The 14,619-nt window shown below is 67.2% G+C and carries 9 protein-coding genes; 8 read left to right on the forward strand and 1 reads right to left on the reverse strand.

The window, feature by feature from the left end; translation table 11 throughout:
* Positions 1–72 precede the first annotated feature (72 nt).
* Together C8N34_RS19925 and C8N34_RS19930 are read left to right on the forward strand one after the other, a co-directional pair.
* Entirely contained in the window at positions 73–2,241 is a 2,169-nt protein-coding gene (locus tag C8N34_RS19925) for a sensor histidine kinase (RefSeq protein WP_108130232.1), read from the forward strand.
* Between the two features lie 51 nt (positions 2,242–2,292).
* A complete protein-coding gene (locus tag C8N34_RS19930; RefSeq protein ID WP_108130233.1) occupies positions 2,293–3,006 on the forward strand; it encodes a LuxR C-terminal-related transcriptional regulator in 714 nt (237 codons plus the stop codon).
* Here C8N34_RS19930 and C8N34_RS19935 read toward each other — a convergent pair.
* Positions 2,999–5,518: a cation:proton antiporter gene (locus C8N34_RS19935; protein WP_054303976.1), complete on the reverse strand. Its 2,520-nt coding sequence runs from the start codon at positions 5,516–5,518 to the stop codon at positions 2,999–3,001. The genes C8N34_RS19930 and C8N34_RS19935 overlap by 8 nt on opposite strands.
* A gap of 111 nt (positions 5,519–5,629) precedes the next feature.
* Here C8N34_RS19935 and C8N34_RS19940 point away from each other — a divergent pair, with 111 nt between their 5' ends.
* From C8N34_RS19940 to C8N34_RS19965, 6 genes are all read left to right on the forward strand, one after another.
* Positions 5,630–6,619, forward strand: coding sequence for a sugar-binding transcriptional regulator (locus tag C8N34_RS19940; RefSeq protein ID WP_108130234.1), 990 nt, complete (start codon positions 5,630–5,632; stop codon positions 6,617–6,619).
* Entirely contained in the window at positions 6,612–7,571 is a 960-nt protein-coding gene (gene deoC, locus C8N34_RS19945) for a deoxyribose-phosphate aldolase (protein ID WP_108130235.1), read from the forward strand. The genes C8N34_RS19940 and deoC overlap by 8 nt, the downstream gene beginning before the upstream one ends.
* A 10-nt stretch (positions 7,572–7,581) precedes the next feature.
* Positions 7,582–9,951: an aldehyde dehydrogenase family protein gene (locus tag C8N34_RS19950; RefSeq protein WP_199750712.1), complete on the forward strand. Its 2,370-nt coding sequence runs from the start codon at positions 7,582–7,584 to the stop codon at positions 9,949–9,951.
* A gap of 56 nt (positions 9,952–10,007) precedes the next feature.
* Positions 10,008–10,907: a LysR family transcriptional regulator gene (locus C8N34_RS19955; protein ID WP_108130236.1), complete on the forward strand. Its 900-nt coding sequence runs from the start codon at positions 10,008–10,010 to the stop codon at positions 10,905–10,907.
* Positions 10,908–10,954: 47 nt separating this feature from the next.
* A complete protein-coding gene (locus tag C8N34_RS19960) occupies positions 10,955–12,310 on the forward strand; it encodes an FAD-binding domain-containing protein (protein ID WP_108130237.1) in 1,356 nt (451 codons plus the stop codon).
* A gap of 142 nt (positions 12,311–12,452) precedes the next feature.
* Positions 12,453–14,609, forward strand: coding sequence for a malate synthase G (locus C8N34_RS19965; protein ID WP_108130238.1), 2,157 nt, complete (start codon positions 12,453–12,455; stop codon positions 14,607–14,609).
* Positions 14,610–14,619: the final 10 nt, after the last annotated feature.

Genomic DNA, 14,619 nt, shown 5'->3' on the forward strand with positions numbered 1-14,619 from the left:
AGGGGCGGATTTTGCCGGGGGAGACGAGGATTTTGCGCATGGAGCCAGAGCGACTTCCCGCAGGGTTGCGGGATGCATGAGCTGCGCACCCCTGCGTTGCGGCTGCTGGCCGCCTGCGTCGGCATCCTGCTTCTGGCGCTTGCCGTGCTGGCTCTGCGCGAAAGCCTGCCAGACTACAGTCTGAGCGTCCAGACCGATGGCAGCCGCCTTTCTGTACTTGCGCCAGACGGGGCGATTGAGGTCCGCGCGCTGGGGCCGCCCACCGGGCAGGCAGGCGCGCCCGTCCTGCTGACACCGGATCTTCTGGTCGAAGACCCCGACATGCTGAGCAGCTATGCCGGTTTCCGTGCCCTGCTCGCAGCGCAGGGCGAGATGACTGCCCTGACCACGCAGGCCACCGCTGCCGGACAGCCGTTGCGCCTGCATCTGGAGAACGGCGACGAGATCGACCTGCCCGTCACGGCTGAAACCCCGCTCCGGCACCTGCCCGCGATGTTCTGGGTCCAATGGGCGGTCGGGATCATCGTTCTGGCCATCGCGGCCTTCCTGCTGGTCCTGCGCAGCGGCCGCAATGGCCGCCAGCAAAGCGAGGGGCTGGGCGGCTTCGTGCTGGCCGGGGCCGGGGTGGCGACGGCGGCTTTCACCGCTTCTGTCTATGGTACGCGCGAGTTGTCCATCGACCCGGATCTGCTGTGGCGCCTGAGCATCGTGAACCACATCGGCACTTTCGCCTTCGGGGTCGGCATGATCGGGCTGTTCGCGCGCTACCCCCGGCCCGTTCTGGCGTCGCGGTGGGTCCGGGCAGTGGCGGCGCTGGCCGCTGTCAACGAAATCGCCTATCGGCTGCAACTTCCGCCCTATGACCTGATCAAGCCGCAGGTGCTCATCGGGGTGATGTTCCTGACGATCCTCGGGCTGATCCTTGCACAGCTGCGCGCCACGCGGGGCCATCCCGCCGACCGCGCCGCCCTGCGCTGGCTGGGGCTGTCGGTGCTGCTGGGCTCGGGCGTTTTCGTCCTCATGGTCTCGTTGCCTGCGCTGATCGGGGCGGAAACGATCCTGTCACAGGGGCTGGCCTTCATCCCGCTCTGCGCGATCTATGTCGGCGCCGCGCTTGCGCTGGCCCGCTATCGCCTGTTCGATCTGGACCGCTGGGCGCTGCGGGTGCTGTTCAGCCTTGCAGTCGTCGCGCTGATGATCGTGGTCGATACGGTCTTCCTGCTGACGCTGAGCCTGTCCGGCCCGGCCTCGCTGGCCTCGGCCGTGGCGCTGGTGGGGCTGGTGTATTTTCCCATGCGAGATCTGGTCTTTGACCGCTGGCTTGGCCGCCGCCGCCCTGATCTCGCGGCACTGTACCGCGATACGTTGTCCGTGGCCTTTCAGCATGGCGGGCAGGCCAAGGCAAATGCCTGGCGCGGTGTGATGGAACGGCTGTTCGCGCCGCTACGGGTCGAGGCGCTGCCCGCGCCGGTGACCGGCGCCCTGCTGGAGGACGAGGGGCTGGCGCTGGTCATCCCCGGCCCCGAGGGTACGCCTGCCCTGCGTCTGGGCTATGCGGCCGCCGGACGACGGCTGTTCAACGCCGAGGACCGCGCACTGGCCGATGAGCTTGCCACGCTGGCCGAAGCCGCGGGCCGCGACCGCGTGACCTATGAAACCGCCGTCGCCCGCGAACGCCAGCGCATTGCCCGCGACCTGCATGACGATGTGGGGTCGCGTCTTCTGTCCAGCCTGCATGCCCGCGACGACGGCCAGCGGCAGGATTTCCTGATCGAAGCGCTGTCAGACCTGCGCCAGATCGCCACCGGGCTGGCCGGGCGCGAGGTGACGCTGCCGCTGCTGATCGGCCAGTTGCGCGCTGAAAGCCGCAGCCGGGCCGAGGCGCTGGACCGCCGCCTGATCTGGCCGCCGGGCAGCGCCGACGAAGCCGAGATCCCATTGCGCTATGACATGCAGCGCAATCTGACCGCCATCCAGCGCGAGGCCCTGAGCAATGCGCTGACGCATGGCGCCGGGGATATCCATGTCACCGCCACCTGTGACGGCCAGAGCCTGCACCTGTGCCTTGTCAATGCGCTTTCCTCTGCGGATCGGCGGGCAGAAGGCCCCCATCGCGGCAATGGCACCGGCAACATGCGCAACCGGGCAGAGGCGCTGAAAGGCCGTCTTGAGGCCGGTCCGACAGAAAATGGCCATTACCGGATGGAACTTTACCTTCCGATGAACGCTGATATTTCTTGAATACCTGAGTTTTCGCCCCACAAAGTCATTTTACGCCGATAGACAGGACCAATGAACCAGAGCCGCGACGCAGACCTTTCCAGATCGCTCCGCACGGACGGGGGTGTTCTGCATGCGCTGGTGCTGGACGATAATCGTGAAACCCGGAACTGGATCTGCGAAACCCTTCAGTCCACGCTGCCGGGTGCCATGATCAGCACCGCCTCCACCTGTGCGGAGGCTGTGACGGCGCTGTTTCACAGCGACACGCGCTTTGACTTCGCGCTGATCGACCTCGACCTGCCGGACGGCCACGGCATCGACATCATTCGCGCGATCACCCGTGACCTGCCCGAAACGCTGCCGGTGGTCATCACCATCTTCGAGGATGACGCCTCGCTGTTCGACGCGCTGGCGGCGGGGGCGATGGGCTATATCCTCAAGGGCGTGAAGGCCGCGAGCCTTGCCGACCAGTTCCGCCGGATCGCAGCCGGAGAGCCGCCGATCTCGCCCCGCATCGCCCAGCGCATGATCGCCCATTTTCAGGCCCAGGCAAAGGCGCTGCGCCCTGCCGAGGTGCCGGGCCAGCCCGATGTGGCACTCACCCAGCGAGAGCAGGAGGTGCTTCGCCTTCTGGGCAAGGGCTTCACCGGCACCGATATCGCCGCCACGCTGGGGATCACGCCCAACACCTGTGCCTCGCATACGAAGTCGATCTACCGCAAGCTCAACATCTCCAGCCGGGCTGAAGCTGCGCTGGCCGCCAGCCGGCGCGGGCTTATCTGACCGGGGCCGCCTCGGCAGGGCCAAGCCGCGCCGCCGCCTCCATCAGGCCACGGCGGGCGGTGCTTTTCTCCACCGCTTCGCGCAGCGTCTCGTCCCGCGACAGAAGATCAAGGAACCGCGCCTCATCCAGCGTCAGCAGCGTGCAATGCGTAATCGCCGTGACCTGCGCCCGGCGCGGCCGGTGGGTCAGGATGCCCAGTTGCCCGAACATCTCGCCCCGGCCCAGACGTTCCACCTGCCCGGCGAATTCGACCTCGACCGCGCCGGAGGCGATAAAGAACACATGCCGCGCCGGATCGCCCTTGCGGATCAGCACATCGCCCGGCTGGGCATAGACCGTCGCGACCCGCTTCTGCACCATGCGCAACTGTGCCGCATCCAGCCCCGCCAGCGCCGGCATCTGCCGCAACATCGCGCTTTTCTGCACCGCCAGATCCAGCCGGGGCCGCCGGTTCAGCCGCCGCCGCGCCCCGCTGAGCGACTGGCGCAGGGTCATGTGCAGTTCGCGCCCGATCAGCCCGTCTTCGAGCAGCGTGTCATATTCCCGCTCCTCCAGCCGCAGGGCAAGACGGCGGATGAAGCGTCGCTCCATCTCCTCGGCATAGCCAGGGTATTGCAGGCGCAGCGCATCCAGCGCCTGTTCCACCTCCTCCTCGCGCTGGGTCAGCAGGCGATGCAGAAGGTCGGCCACACGGCGGCCATGGATGCGACGGATCTTGCTGTCGATATAGCCGTGCAGATCCTTCAGAAGGATACGCTGGTTTTCAAGGATTTCGAAGCGGTGCGCGGTCAGAAGCGCCAGAAGCCACGGCACGCGCAGCCGGTTGTTCATCCAGACGCCCAGCCGGTGCAACCGTCCGCGCCCCAGCGCCCGCCGTGCGGCGCGGCGATAGCCGGTGCGCCCGCCCGCCCGCGTGCCTTCCATCAGCCGGTCGGCGTCGGTCAGCATCTGTTGCGCGCGGCCGGGGCTGATCTCCTGTTCGCGGAACGCCTCCAGCACCAGATCGCGCTCGCGTCCGGCAAGGGCCAGCAGGCCCAGCGTGATGCGGTCCTTCTCGCCGATATCGGAACTGGCATCCGCAAGCTCGACCGCCTGATCGAGACGGGTGGCAAAGCTTTTCGCCTCGGCGCGCGCGATATCGCGGCTCAGGCCATGCTCTTTCACGCTTTCAGACACTTCCTCGCGGACGTTCTGAAGGGCGACAGCGATGACCTGCCGGGACAGCGCGACATCCAGCGGGGCCAGCTTGGCCAGCCCCAGCTTGCGGATCAACAGCCGCAGCGTGGTGCCCTGCATGAACAGGGTGAACAGCGTAAATCCGGTGGCCAGAATGCCAACCTCGCGGCGGATATCGACCGGAACGCGCAGGTTCTCGGTCACTGCCAGTGCCAGCGCCAGCGTGACCGCTCCGCGCAGCCCGCCCCAGAGGATTGCCACGCGATAGGGCTGATCCACCTTCGGCGACAGGCGCAAGCGTGCAAGCAACGGCAGCAGCACCCACAGCATCAGCATCCGCGCCACCGTCGCCGCCACCACCACGACCAGCACCAGAAACAGGTCGAACGGCCGCGCATCCGCCATCAGCCGCGGAATGAGCAGCGAGGCCAGCACGAAAATCAGCGCCCCCGCCCAGTGCGCCAGCAAGTCCCAGACCTCGCGCAGGTTGGTCCAGGCACCGGGCGACAGCCGTCCAGGCCCGGCCCAGTTCAGCGTCATGCCCGCAAACACAACCGCCACCACGCCCGAGGCACCCAGCAACTGATCGGCAATCAGATAGGTCGCATAGGGCACCGCGACCGACAGTGACAGTTGCGCCAGCGGCCATGCGGCCAGCATCACCATGGCGAACAGCGCCACCTGCGCCACGATCCAGCCGGTGAGCATCCCGCTGGCCACCTGCACCGGCAGGCCGATGAAGGCGTCATGCAGCGTCGGGTTCGGCACCCCTGCCATCACGAAGGTCAGGAAGAAGCCAAAGAGCGCGATGGCCGCCGCGTCGTTCAGAAGGCTTTCGCCCTCGACGATCCGCGCCAGCCGCTGCGGCGCGGCCAGTCCCCGGAAGATGCTGACCACCGCCGAAGGATCGGTGGTGGACACGATGGCACCCACCAGAAAACAGGCCAGCACCGACATCTGGCTGAACGGCACCAGCGCGCCGCCGACAAAGGCCGTTGCCGCCAGAACCGCCAGTACCGCCATCACAAGGATCGGCACCCAGTCATCCAGCATCCGCCGCAGATCGAGCCCCAGCGCCACCTGAAACACCAGTGTGGGCAGCAGCGCGTAAAGGAAGACACTGGACCGGATGGGCAGTGCCAGCAGCGCCGAAACCTCCTCAGGCAGGCGTGTGCCCATCGTCGCGGTCAGGGTCGCGGCCCCGGCCCCCAGAAGCGCACCGATGGCCGCAAGGGCCACCGTATAGGGCAGGCGCAATCTTTCGGCCACAGGTTCGGCCAGGGCGATCACAACGAACAGAAGCGCCACGGCGGCGATGATGAGGATGATATTCATGAAACCAGAATAAGCTCATGGCCGGAAAGGCAAAAGACCGATCACGCAAAGGTTGGCTCACCAAAGGTTACAAATGTTGCCTTATCCTGCAAATGATGTATTTTTGCGCATATGAGCGACCGCAGCCCCTATTCCGCGCGCCTGCCGGCGGATGAAAACCGCGACCACCTGATGATTCAGGCGGCGAAGCTGTATTATGACCTCGACCGCACGCAGGCTCAGGTGGCGGATGAGCTGGGCCTGACCCGCTGGCAGGTTGGCCGTCTGCTGGCCGAGGCGAAGGCGGAGGGCGTGGTCCGGGTGGAAATCGTGCCGCGCGCCCGCCGCGCGACGGGGCTGGAGACCGCGTTGCAGGCCCGGTGGGGTCTGCGCGAGGCGCTGGTGGTTCCCATGGGCGGCGTGACCGACCCCGACATGCTGAACGAAGGCATCGCCCAGGCCGCCGCGCGCTGGCTGGTGGCACTGACACCGAAACCGGCGCTGATGGGCGTCAGCTGGGGCCGCACCATGGCGGCGCTGGCGCGCGCCCTGCCGCAGGGCTGGGCGCCGGGTCTGGAGGTCGTGCTGCTGAACGGGGCAGCCGCGCTGACGGTGACCGACCCGCGCAGTTCCGCCGTGGCCGAGGCAGTGGCGCAGGCGGCGGGGGGCAGCGCCACACTGCTGCCCGTGCCCGCGATCCTTGGCCAGCCCTCGACCTGCCGCGCGCTGGAGGCCGATCCGGTGATCGCCCGCGCCATGGCACGCGCCGGGGACGCATCGTTGGTGGCCTTTTCGATGGGCGGCGTCTCGCATCGGTCTGCCCTTTGCGCGCAGGGCTACCTCAGCCCCGCTGAAATCGACACGCTGCGCGCCCACGGCGCGGTGGGCGACATCCTTGGCCGTTTCGTCGATGCGGCAGGGCAGCCGGTCGATGCGGCGCTGGATGCCCGCACGCTGGGCCTGCCACTGCACCGCCTGCCCCATGCCGAACATCGTCTTGCCCTTGTGGCGGGGGCGGAAAAACACGCCATCGCCCGCGCCGCCTTGCAGGCCGGATATGTCTCGGTCCTCGTGACTGACGACGTCACCGCCCATTTCCTGCTGGAGACCCCGAATGAGTGAAAACGGCACGTTCCCCCGGATGACCGGCACGGAATTCACCCCGGAATGGTTCGAAAATGTCAGCGTCAACCGATCCGCCGCCGAACGCCGCGCCGCCAGCCTGCCTGGCCGCCGGACCGTGAAGAAGGATCATCAGGCGGCATGGCTTGCCCGCGCCATCACCTGCATCGACCTGACGACACTGGCAGGCGATGACACCGCCGGACGCGTGCAGCGGCTTTGCGCCAAGGCGCGGCAGCCGCTGCGCCCCGATCTGCTGGCGGCGCTGGGTCTTGAGATGCTGACCGTCGGCGCGGTCTGCGTCTATCCCACCATGGTGCCCCATGCGGTGAAAGCGCTCGATGGCTCGGGCATCCCCGTCGCCTCGGTCGCCACCGGCTTTCCCGCCGGGCTGACGCCGCTGCCGCTGCGACTGGCGGAAATCCGTTATGCCGTCGATCAGGGCGCGGCGGAGATTGACATCGTGATCACCCGCGAACAGGCGCTGACCGGCAACTGGGCGGCGCTTTACGATGAAATCCGCCAGATGCGCGAGGCTTGCGGCGACGCGCATATGAAGGCGATCCTGGCCACAGGCGATCTGAAAACCCTGACCAATGTCTACAAGGCCAGCATGGTCGCGATGCAGGCGGGCGCCGATTTCATCAAGACCTCGACCGGCAAGGAAGAGGTGAACGCCACCCTGCCCGTCTCGCTGACCATGGTGCGGGCGCTGCGCGACTTTGGCGACCGCACGGGCCAGCGTGTCGGCTTCAAACCCGCAGGCGGGCTGAAAACCGCCAAGGATGCGATGAACTGGCTGATCCTGATGAAAGAGGAAATGGGCAGCCGCTGGTGCATGCCCGATCTGTTCCGCATCGGCGCCTCGTCCATGCTGGGCGATATCGAACGCCAGTTGGAACATCATGTGACGGGCCGCTACTCGGCCGCCAACAGGCATGCGTTGGCCTGAGGAGAAGACCATGACCATCAAGGATCTCATGCAGACCATGGATTACGGCCCCGCCCCCGAATCCGCGACCGAGGCGCTGGCCTGGATCGCCGACCGCCCTGTCATTGGCCATTTCATCAACGGCCGTTTCACTGCGCCCGAAGGCGAGATGGCCGAGGTGGTGAACCCCGCGACCGATGCGGTGCTGACCCGCGTGGGGCTTGGCACGGTCGCCGAGGTGGATGCGGCGGTGCAGGCCGCCCGCGCGGCCTTTCCGAAATGGGCGGCGCTGCCGGGTCATGACCGGGCGCGCTATCTTTACGCCCTCGCCCGCCATGTGCAGAAGCGCGAGCGCTTCCTCTCGGTGCTGGAGACGCTGGACAACGGGAAGACGATCCGCGAAAGCCGCGACATCGACGTGCCACTGGTCGCGCGGCATTTCTATCACCACGCGGGCTGGGCCGAGCTGATGGCGGATGAATTTCCGGGCCATTCGGCATTGGGGGTCTGCGGCCAGATCATCCCCTGGAACTTCCCGCTTCTGATGCTGGCGTGGAAGGTGGCCCCCGCTTTGGCGGCGGGCAATACCGTCGTGCTGAAACCCGCCGATCTGACGCCGCTGACCGCCTATGCCTTCGCCGAAATCTGCGCCGAGATCGGCCTGCCGCCCGGCGTTCTGAACATCGTGAACGGCGACGGGGCTACCGGCGCCCTGATTGCGGGGCATGAGGGCGTGGCCAAGGTGGCCTTCACCGGCTCGACCGAGGTGGGCCGGGTAATCCGGCGCCAGATCGCCGGTTCGGGCAAGAAACTGTCGCTGGAACTGGGCGGAAAATCGCCCTTCATCGTGTTCGAGGATGCCGATCTGGACGCCGCCGTCGAAGGCGTGGTCGATGCGATCTGGTTCAATCAGGGCGAGGTCTGCTGTGCCGGTTCCCGCATTCTGGTTCAGGAAGGCGTGGCGCCACGCTTCTTCGACAGGCTGCGAAAGCGGATGGAGACGCTGCGCATCGGCGATCCGCTGGACAAGACCATGGATGTCGGCGCCGTGGTGTCGCGCAAGCAGTTGGCACGCATCCATGGTCTGCTGGCGCAGGCGGAGGCAGAGGGCGCGACCCTGCATCGCGCGCCGGTGCAGATGCCCGCGCAGGGCGCCTTCTGCGCGCCGGGCTTCCTGACCGGCACCGCACCCGCCCACACCGTCAGCCAGACCGAAATCTTCGGCCCAGTCGCCACCACCCTGACCTTCCGCACCCCGGACGAGGCCATTACGCTGGCGAACGATACGCGCTATGGCCTCGCCGCCTCGGTCTGGTCACAGAACATCGACCGGGCGATCGAGGTCGCAGCCAAGGTCAAGGCGGGGGTGGTCTGGATCAATGCCACCAATATCTTCGACGCGGGCGCCCCCTTCGGCGGCTACCGCGAAAGCGGTTACGGGCGCGAGGGCGGCCGCGCAGGGATGCGCGAATACCTCGCCGCCCCCGCGCGGCCGGGCAAGCCGCGCCCAGATCCGGCGCCGCTGTCCGGCGTGGCCCCCCACGCGGGCAAGGCTGACCGCGCGGGCATCGACGTCACGGCGAAGCTTTATATCGGCGGCAAGCAGACACGGGCGGATGGCGGACAAAGCTATACCGCCACCGGCAAGGGCGGCGTGGCGCTGGGTCAGGCGGCGCTGGCCAACCGCAAGGATGTGCGCAACGCGGTGGAGGCTGCGGGCAAGGCCAGCGGCTGGGGCGGCGTGACTGCCCATAACCGTGCACAGGTGCTGTATTTCCTGGCCGAGAACCTGTCGCAGCGGGCCGAGGAATTCACCGCCGCGCTGGCCGCTTGTGGCACCCCGAAACCGGCCGAGGAGGTTGCCGCGACGCTGCGCCGCGCCTTCTGGTATGCGGCGCAGGCTGACAAGTTCGACGGCGCAGTGACGGCCACCAAATCAAACCATGTCACCCTGACAGTGAACGAACCCTTCGGCACCATGGGCCTGATCGCCCCCGACGAGGCGCCACTTCTGGGCCTGATGTCGCTGATCCTGCCCGCCATCGCCATGGGCAACCGCGTGGTGGCCGTCGCCTCGCAAAGCCACCCGCTGATTGCGACGCGGCTTTATCAGGTGCTGGAAACCTCGGACATTCCGGGTGGCGTGGTGAACCTGTTGACCGGCGCCCGCGACGAACTGGCGAAAACGCTGGCCGAACATGACGATGTGGCGGCGCTGTGGTATTGCGGCTCGGCCAGTGGCGTGGCGATGGTGGAAACCGCGAGCGCCGGGAACCTGAAGCCGGTCTGGACAGATCAGGGCCTGACCCGCGACTGGCTCGATCCGGCGCAGGGACAGGGGCGCGAGTTCCTGCACCGCGCCGTACAGGTGAAAACCATCTGGCTGCCCTACGGCGCCTGATTGGCCATCGGCTTCATCGCATGTATACAGGGCTTTCATAAGCCAGGGGACATGCGATGAAGCCCAGCCTGCGACAGATCGAATGCTTTCAGGCGGTGGCGGAGCTTGGCAGCTTTTCCCGTGCCGCCGAGCGGATGAACACCACCCAACCGGCGCTGAGCCAGGCGATCCGCGATCTGGAAACCGGCCTGGGTGCCCGGCTTTTCGACCGCACGACCCGCCGCGTCGACCTGACCGAGGCGGGCGAGGCCTTTGCCGCCTCGGCCTTCGTGGTGCTGACGGAACTCGACCGCGCGGTCAGCAATGTGCAGGATCTGGGCCAGTTGCGGCGCGGGCGGCTGCGGATTGCGGCACCGCCGCTGCTGGCGGCCGCCGTGCTGCCCGCCGTGATCCGCGAAACCGCCGCGCACCACCCCGACCTGTCGCTGCGAGTCGAGGATCTGGGCACCGATGCGATCGTCGGGCAAGTGCGCAACGGGCGGGCCGATCTGGGGCTTGGCACTTTCCAGCCCGGAGAGGAGGGCGTGGTGGTGACGCCGGTGCTGCGCGACCGACTGATGGTGTTTCTGGCCACCGATCATGCCCTTGCCAGCCAGCCGGACCTGACCTGGACGCAGATCGCGGGCCAGCCGCAGGTGGCGCTGACACGCGAAAGCGGGCTGCGACTGCTCACCGAAGTCGGCTATGAAAGCGCGGGCCAGCCGTTCCGTCCGGCGCTGGAGGTGCATCAGATCCATACCGCGCTGGCACTGGTGGAACAGGCGGGGCTGATTGCGGTGCTGCCCGCCTATGCCAAAGCGGCGGTGCATGGCCGCCCCATCGTGGCACGCGCATTGACCGCCCCCGATATCGCGCGCGAAGTGGCACTGCTGCGTGCCCGCGACCGCAGCCCCTCACCCGCCCATGTCGCCGTCGCGGCGATCCTGACCCGCGTGCTTCGCCGGATGGCCGCCTGAGCTTTGCCGCATTTGACGGCGCAGAACAGGCAGGCTAGAAATGTTCCATGAATGTTCTCGTCTGGCTCAATCAGGATCTGCGGGCAGAAGATCACCCGGCGCTGGCTTTCGCCGCCGCGCGCGGTCCGGTTCTGCCGCTTTATGTGGTGGACCCCGATCATTGGGCCAGCCCGGATCGCTCTGCCCGCCACTGGGCCTTCTGCAGCGAAAGCCTGAAGGATCTGGCAGCGGCGCTGGCGGCACTGGAGCTTCCGCTGGCGATCCGGGTCGGCGATCCGGTCCCGGTGATGGAGCGTCTGGTCCGCGCCCATCGTATCACCGAAATCGTGACACAGCAGGCGGGCAGTGCAGCCGAATCGCGTGTGGCGGAATGGGCGCGCGCCTCGGGCCTGCGCTGGACCGCTCTGCCCGCCGATACCCCGGCAGCGCCGCTGACCGCGCGCGGGATCGACGGCGTGTCAACCGGCGCACTCCCCTTGGCCCGCGCGTTGCGGCTGGCGGATGACCCCTGCCCGCACCGACAACCCGGCGGGCGCAGCGCGGCGCTGGCAGTCCTGGAAAGTTTTCTGACCAGCCGGGCCGCGCCAGGCCTCCCCGCGCAGGTAACGCCCGCCGGGGCCGAGCGGGCGAGCCCGCGTCTTTCGGCCCATCTGGCCTTCGGCACCCTGTCGGCGTCCGAAGTCATCACCGCCATCGACGCGCGGCTGACAGATCGCCCGCTGCCGCAGATGGCATCCGGCCTGCGGGCCACGCAGTCCCGGCTGCTGGCGCGCGCGACTGCGATGCGCAGCGCCGAGGCTTTTCCCCGTCGCAGCGCCGAAAGCGATGCTGCGCGGCTGGCGGCATGGGGGGCCGGAGAAACCGGCCTGCCCTATCTGGATGCCTGCCTGCGCTATCTGAACGCGACCGGCTGGCTGCCTCATGCCGCGCGGTCGATGGTTCTGGGTTGCGCCCTGCACCACCTGTCGCTGGATTCCAGATCAGCGGGCGAGGCGCTGGCCCGGCGGTTGACCGATTATACCCCCTCAATCCATTGGGCGCAGGTCCGGCGCCACGCCGGGCTGGCGGAGGTTCCGCCACGCATCTGCAACCCGGTGCGGCTGGGTCAGACTCTGGACCCCGACGGCAGTTTCACCCGGCGCTGGCTGCCCGAACTCGCCCCCGTCCCCGATGCGTTGCTGCAAGAGCCATGGAAATGGTCCGGTGCCCCCGGTCTGCTGGGCCGTCGCTACCCCGAGCCGGTGGTCGACCCCGTCAGCGCCGCCCGTGACGCCCGCAACCGGCTGACGGCCAGCCGCCGCGCTTGCGGAACCCCACCGCCCCGCCGCCTCCGCCCCACTCTCTCCGCCCTGATCGAAGGCAGCCGCTCACCACAAGGCGGTCAGCTTTGCTTCGATCTTTGAGCAGGCAGTGCCCCCGGAATCCGTTTATCAAGAAAGCCCGACAAGTGTTTTTCGCCTGAGCTTTCAAATCCAGTGTCGGCTTCGGTTGCCCGGACGGCGGTTTTTCCGCATCCTCGCGACCGAACAGAGCGGGGAGTCGGAAATGATCGGACGGATGACCAAGAACGGACTTCAGGTGGATCGCGAACTGGCGGATTTCATCGAAACCCGCGCCCTGCCCGGCACCGGCGTCAGCGCCGATACCTTCTGGAGCGGCCTTGCCGCAGCGATAGCCTCGCTTGGCCCGAAGAACCGCGCCCTGCTGGACAAACGCGCCGCGCTGCAAGCCAGTATCGACGACTGGCACAAGAGCCGGCGCGGCCAGCCCTTTGATCCCGACGCTTATGAAACCTTCCTGCGCGAGATCGGCTATCTGGTGCCCGAAGGCCCGGATTTCAGCATTGAAACCGCCAATGTCGACCCAGAGATCGCCAGGATTCCCGGCCCGCAACTGGTGGTGCCGGTGATGAACGCGCGCTACGCGCTGAATGCCGCCAATGCCCGGTGGGGCAGCCTTTACGACGCACTTTACGGCACCGATGCGTTGGGGGATCTGCCCTTCGGTAAAGGCTATGACCCCGCACGCGGCGCCCGCGTCATTGCCTGGGCCCGCGATTTCCTCGACAGCGCTGTGCCGCTGGCTGGCGCCAGCTGGAAGGATGCGCGCGGATTCGCCGTTGAGAGTGGCGCGCTGGTGGTCCGGACCGCTCAGGGCGACAAGGCGCTGGCAGACCCGGCACAATTTGCTGCCCATATGGGCGATGCCCGCGCACCGCAACAATTTCTGCTGCGCAACAATGGGTTGCTGATCGAAGTGGTCATGGATGACCGTTCTGCCATCGGCGCTTCGGATGCCGCACATATTTCCGACATCTGGCTGGAAAGCGCCCTCTCCGCGATCATGGATTGCGAGGACAGCGTGGCGGCGGTGGATGCCGCCGACAAGGTCGTGGCATACGGTAACTGGCTGGGCCTGATGACCGGCACGCTGACCGAAGAGGTCAGCAAGGGCGGCCAGACCTTCACCCGCAGCCTGCGCCCCGATGCCAACTGGACCGGCGCGGATGGCACGCCGCTGGCGGTGAAGGGCCGCGCCCTGATGCTGGTGCGCAACGTCGGCCATCTGATGACCAACCCCGCCATCCTTGATGCCGAAGGCGCCGAAGTGCCCGAGGGCATCATGGATGCCTTCGTCACCACGCTTTGCGCGATGCACGACCTGAAGAAGACCACGGGCGTGCGCAACTCCGTCACCGGCTCGGTCTATGTGGTGAAACCCAAGATGCACGGCCCCGGAGAAGTGGCCTTCGCCTCGGAAATCTTTGACCTTGTGGAAGATACGCTGGGCCTGCCACGCAATACCGTGAAGCTCGGGATCATGGACGAAGAGCGCCGCACCAGTGCGAACCTGAAGGAATGTATCCGCGCCGCGAAATCCCGCGTGGCCTTCATCAATACCGGCTTTCTGGACCGCACCGGCGACGAGATCCACACCTCGATGGAGGCCGGGCCAATGGTCCGCAAGGGCGAGATGAAACACACCGCCTGGATCAAAAGCTATGAGGACCGCAATGTCGATATCGGTCTTGCCTGCGGGCTGCGTGGCCGCGCGCAGATCGGCAAGGGCATGTGGGCGGCACCCGATCTGATGGCCGCCATGCTGGAACAGAAGATCGCCCATCCTCAGGCCGGGGCAAATTGCGCCTGGGTGCCCTCGCCCACCGCTGCCACGCTGCACGCAACCCATTACCATCGCGTCAATGTGCTGGCCCGGCAGGATGCGATTGCCAAAGGCGGCCCGCGCGGCACCTTGCGCGACCTGCTGACCATCCCGCTCGCGCAAGGCGCCAACTGGTCCGAAGCCGAAATCACGGCCGAGATCGAGAACAACGCGCAGGGTATCCTGGGCTATGTCGTGCGCTGGGTTGATCAGGGGGTGGGCTGCTCCAAGGTGCCCGACATCCATGATGTCGGCCTGATGGAAGACCGCGCCACCTGTCGTATCTCCAGCCAGGCGCTTGCCAGCTGGCTGCATCACGGCGTCATCTCGCAGGCGCAGGTGATGGAGGCGATACGCAAGATGGCCGCCGTGGTAGACCGCCAGAACGCCACCGACCCTGCCTATCGCCCGATGGCGCCCGGATTCGATGGCCCGGCCTTCAAGGCCGCTTGCGATCTGGTATTCGAAGGCTGCGGCCAGCCTTCGGGCTATACCGAACCCGTACTGCATCGCCGCCGACTGGAGGCCAAGGCCCGCTGAGGGCGCACCG

The organism is Gemmobacter caeni (genome assembly GCF_003054195.1).
Taxonomy (GTDB): domain Bacteria; phylum Pseudomonadota; class Alphaproteobacteria; order Rhodobacterales; family Rhodobacteraceae; genus Gemmobacter; species Gemmobacter caeni.

Coding starts and splice junctions, on each gene's coding strand:
- C8N34_RS19950 (WP_199750712.1), top strand. CDS start 7,582: ATGACCATCAAGGATCTCATGCAGACCATGGATTACGGCCCCGCCCCC.
- C8N34_RS19965 (WP_108130238.1), top strand. CDS start 12,453: ATGATCGGACGGATGACCAAGAACGGACTTCAGGTGGATCGCGAACTG.
- C8N34_RS19930 (WP_108130233.1), top strand. CDS start 2,293: ATGAACCAGAGCCGCGACGCAGACCTTTCCAGATCGCTCCGCACGGAC.
- C8N34_RS19955 (WP_108130236.1), top strand. CDS start 10,008: ATGAAGCCCAGCCTGCGACAGATCGAATGCTTTCAGGCGGTGGCGGAG.
- C8N34_RS19940 (WP_108130234.1), top strand. CDS start 5,630: ATGAGCGACCGCAGCCCCTATTCCGCGCGCCTGCCGGCGGATGAAAAC.
- deoC (WP_108130235.1), top strand. CDS start 6,612: ATGAGTGAAAACGGCACGTTCCCCCGGATGACCGGCACGGAATTCACC.
- C8N34_RS19925 (WP_108130232.1), top strand. CDS start 73: ATGCATGAGCTGCGCACCCCTGCGTTGCGGCTGCTGGCCGCCTGCGTC.
- C8N34_RS19935 (WP_054303976.1), bottom strand. CDS start 5,518: ATGAATATCATCCTCATCATCGCCGCCGTGGCGCTTCTGTTCGTTGTG.
- C8N34_RS19960 (WP_108130237.1), top strand. CDS start 10,955: ATGAATGTTCTCGTCTGGCTCAATCAGGATCTGCGGGCAGAAGATCAC.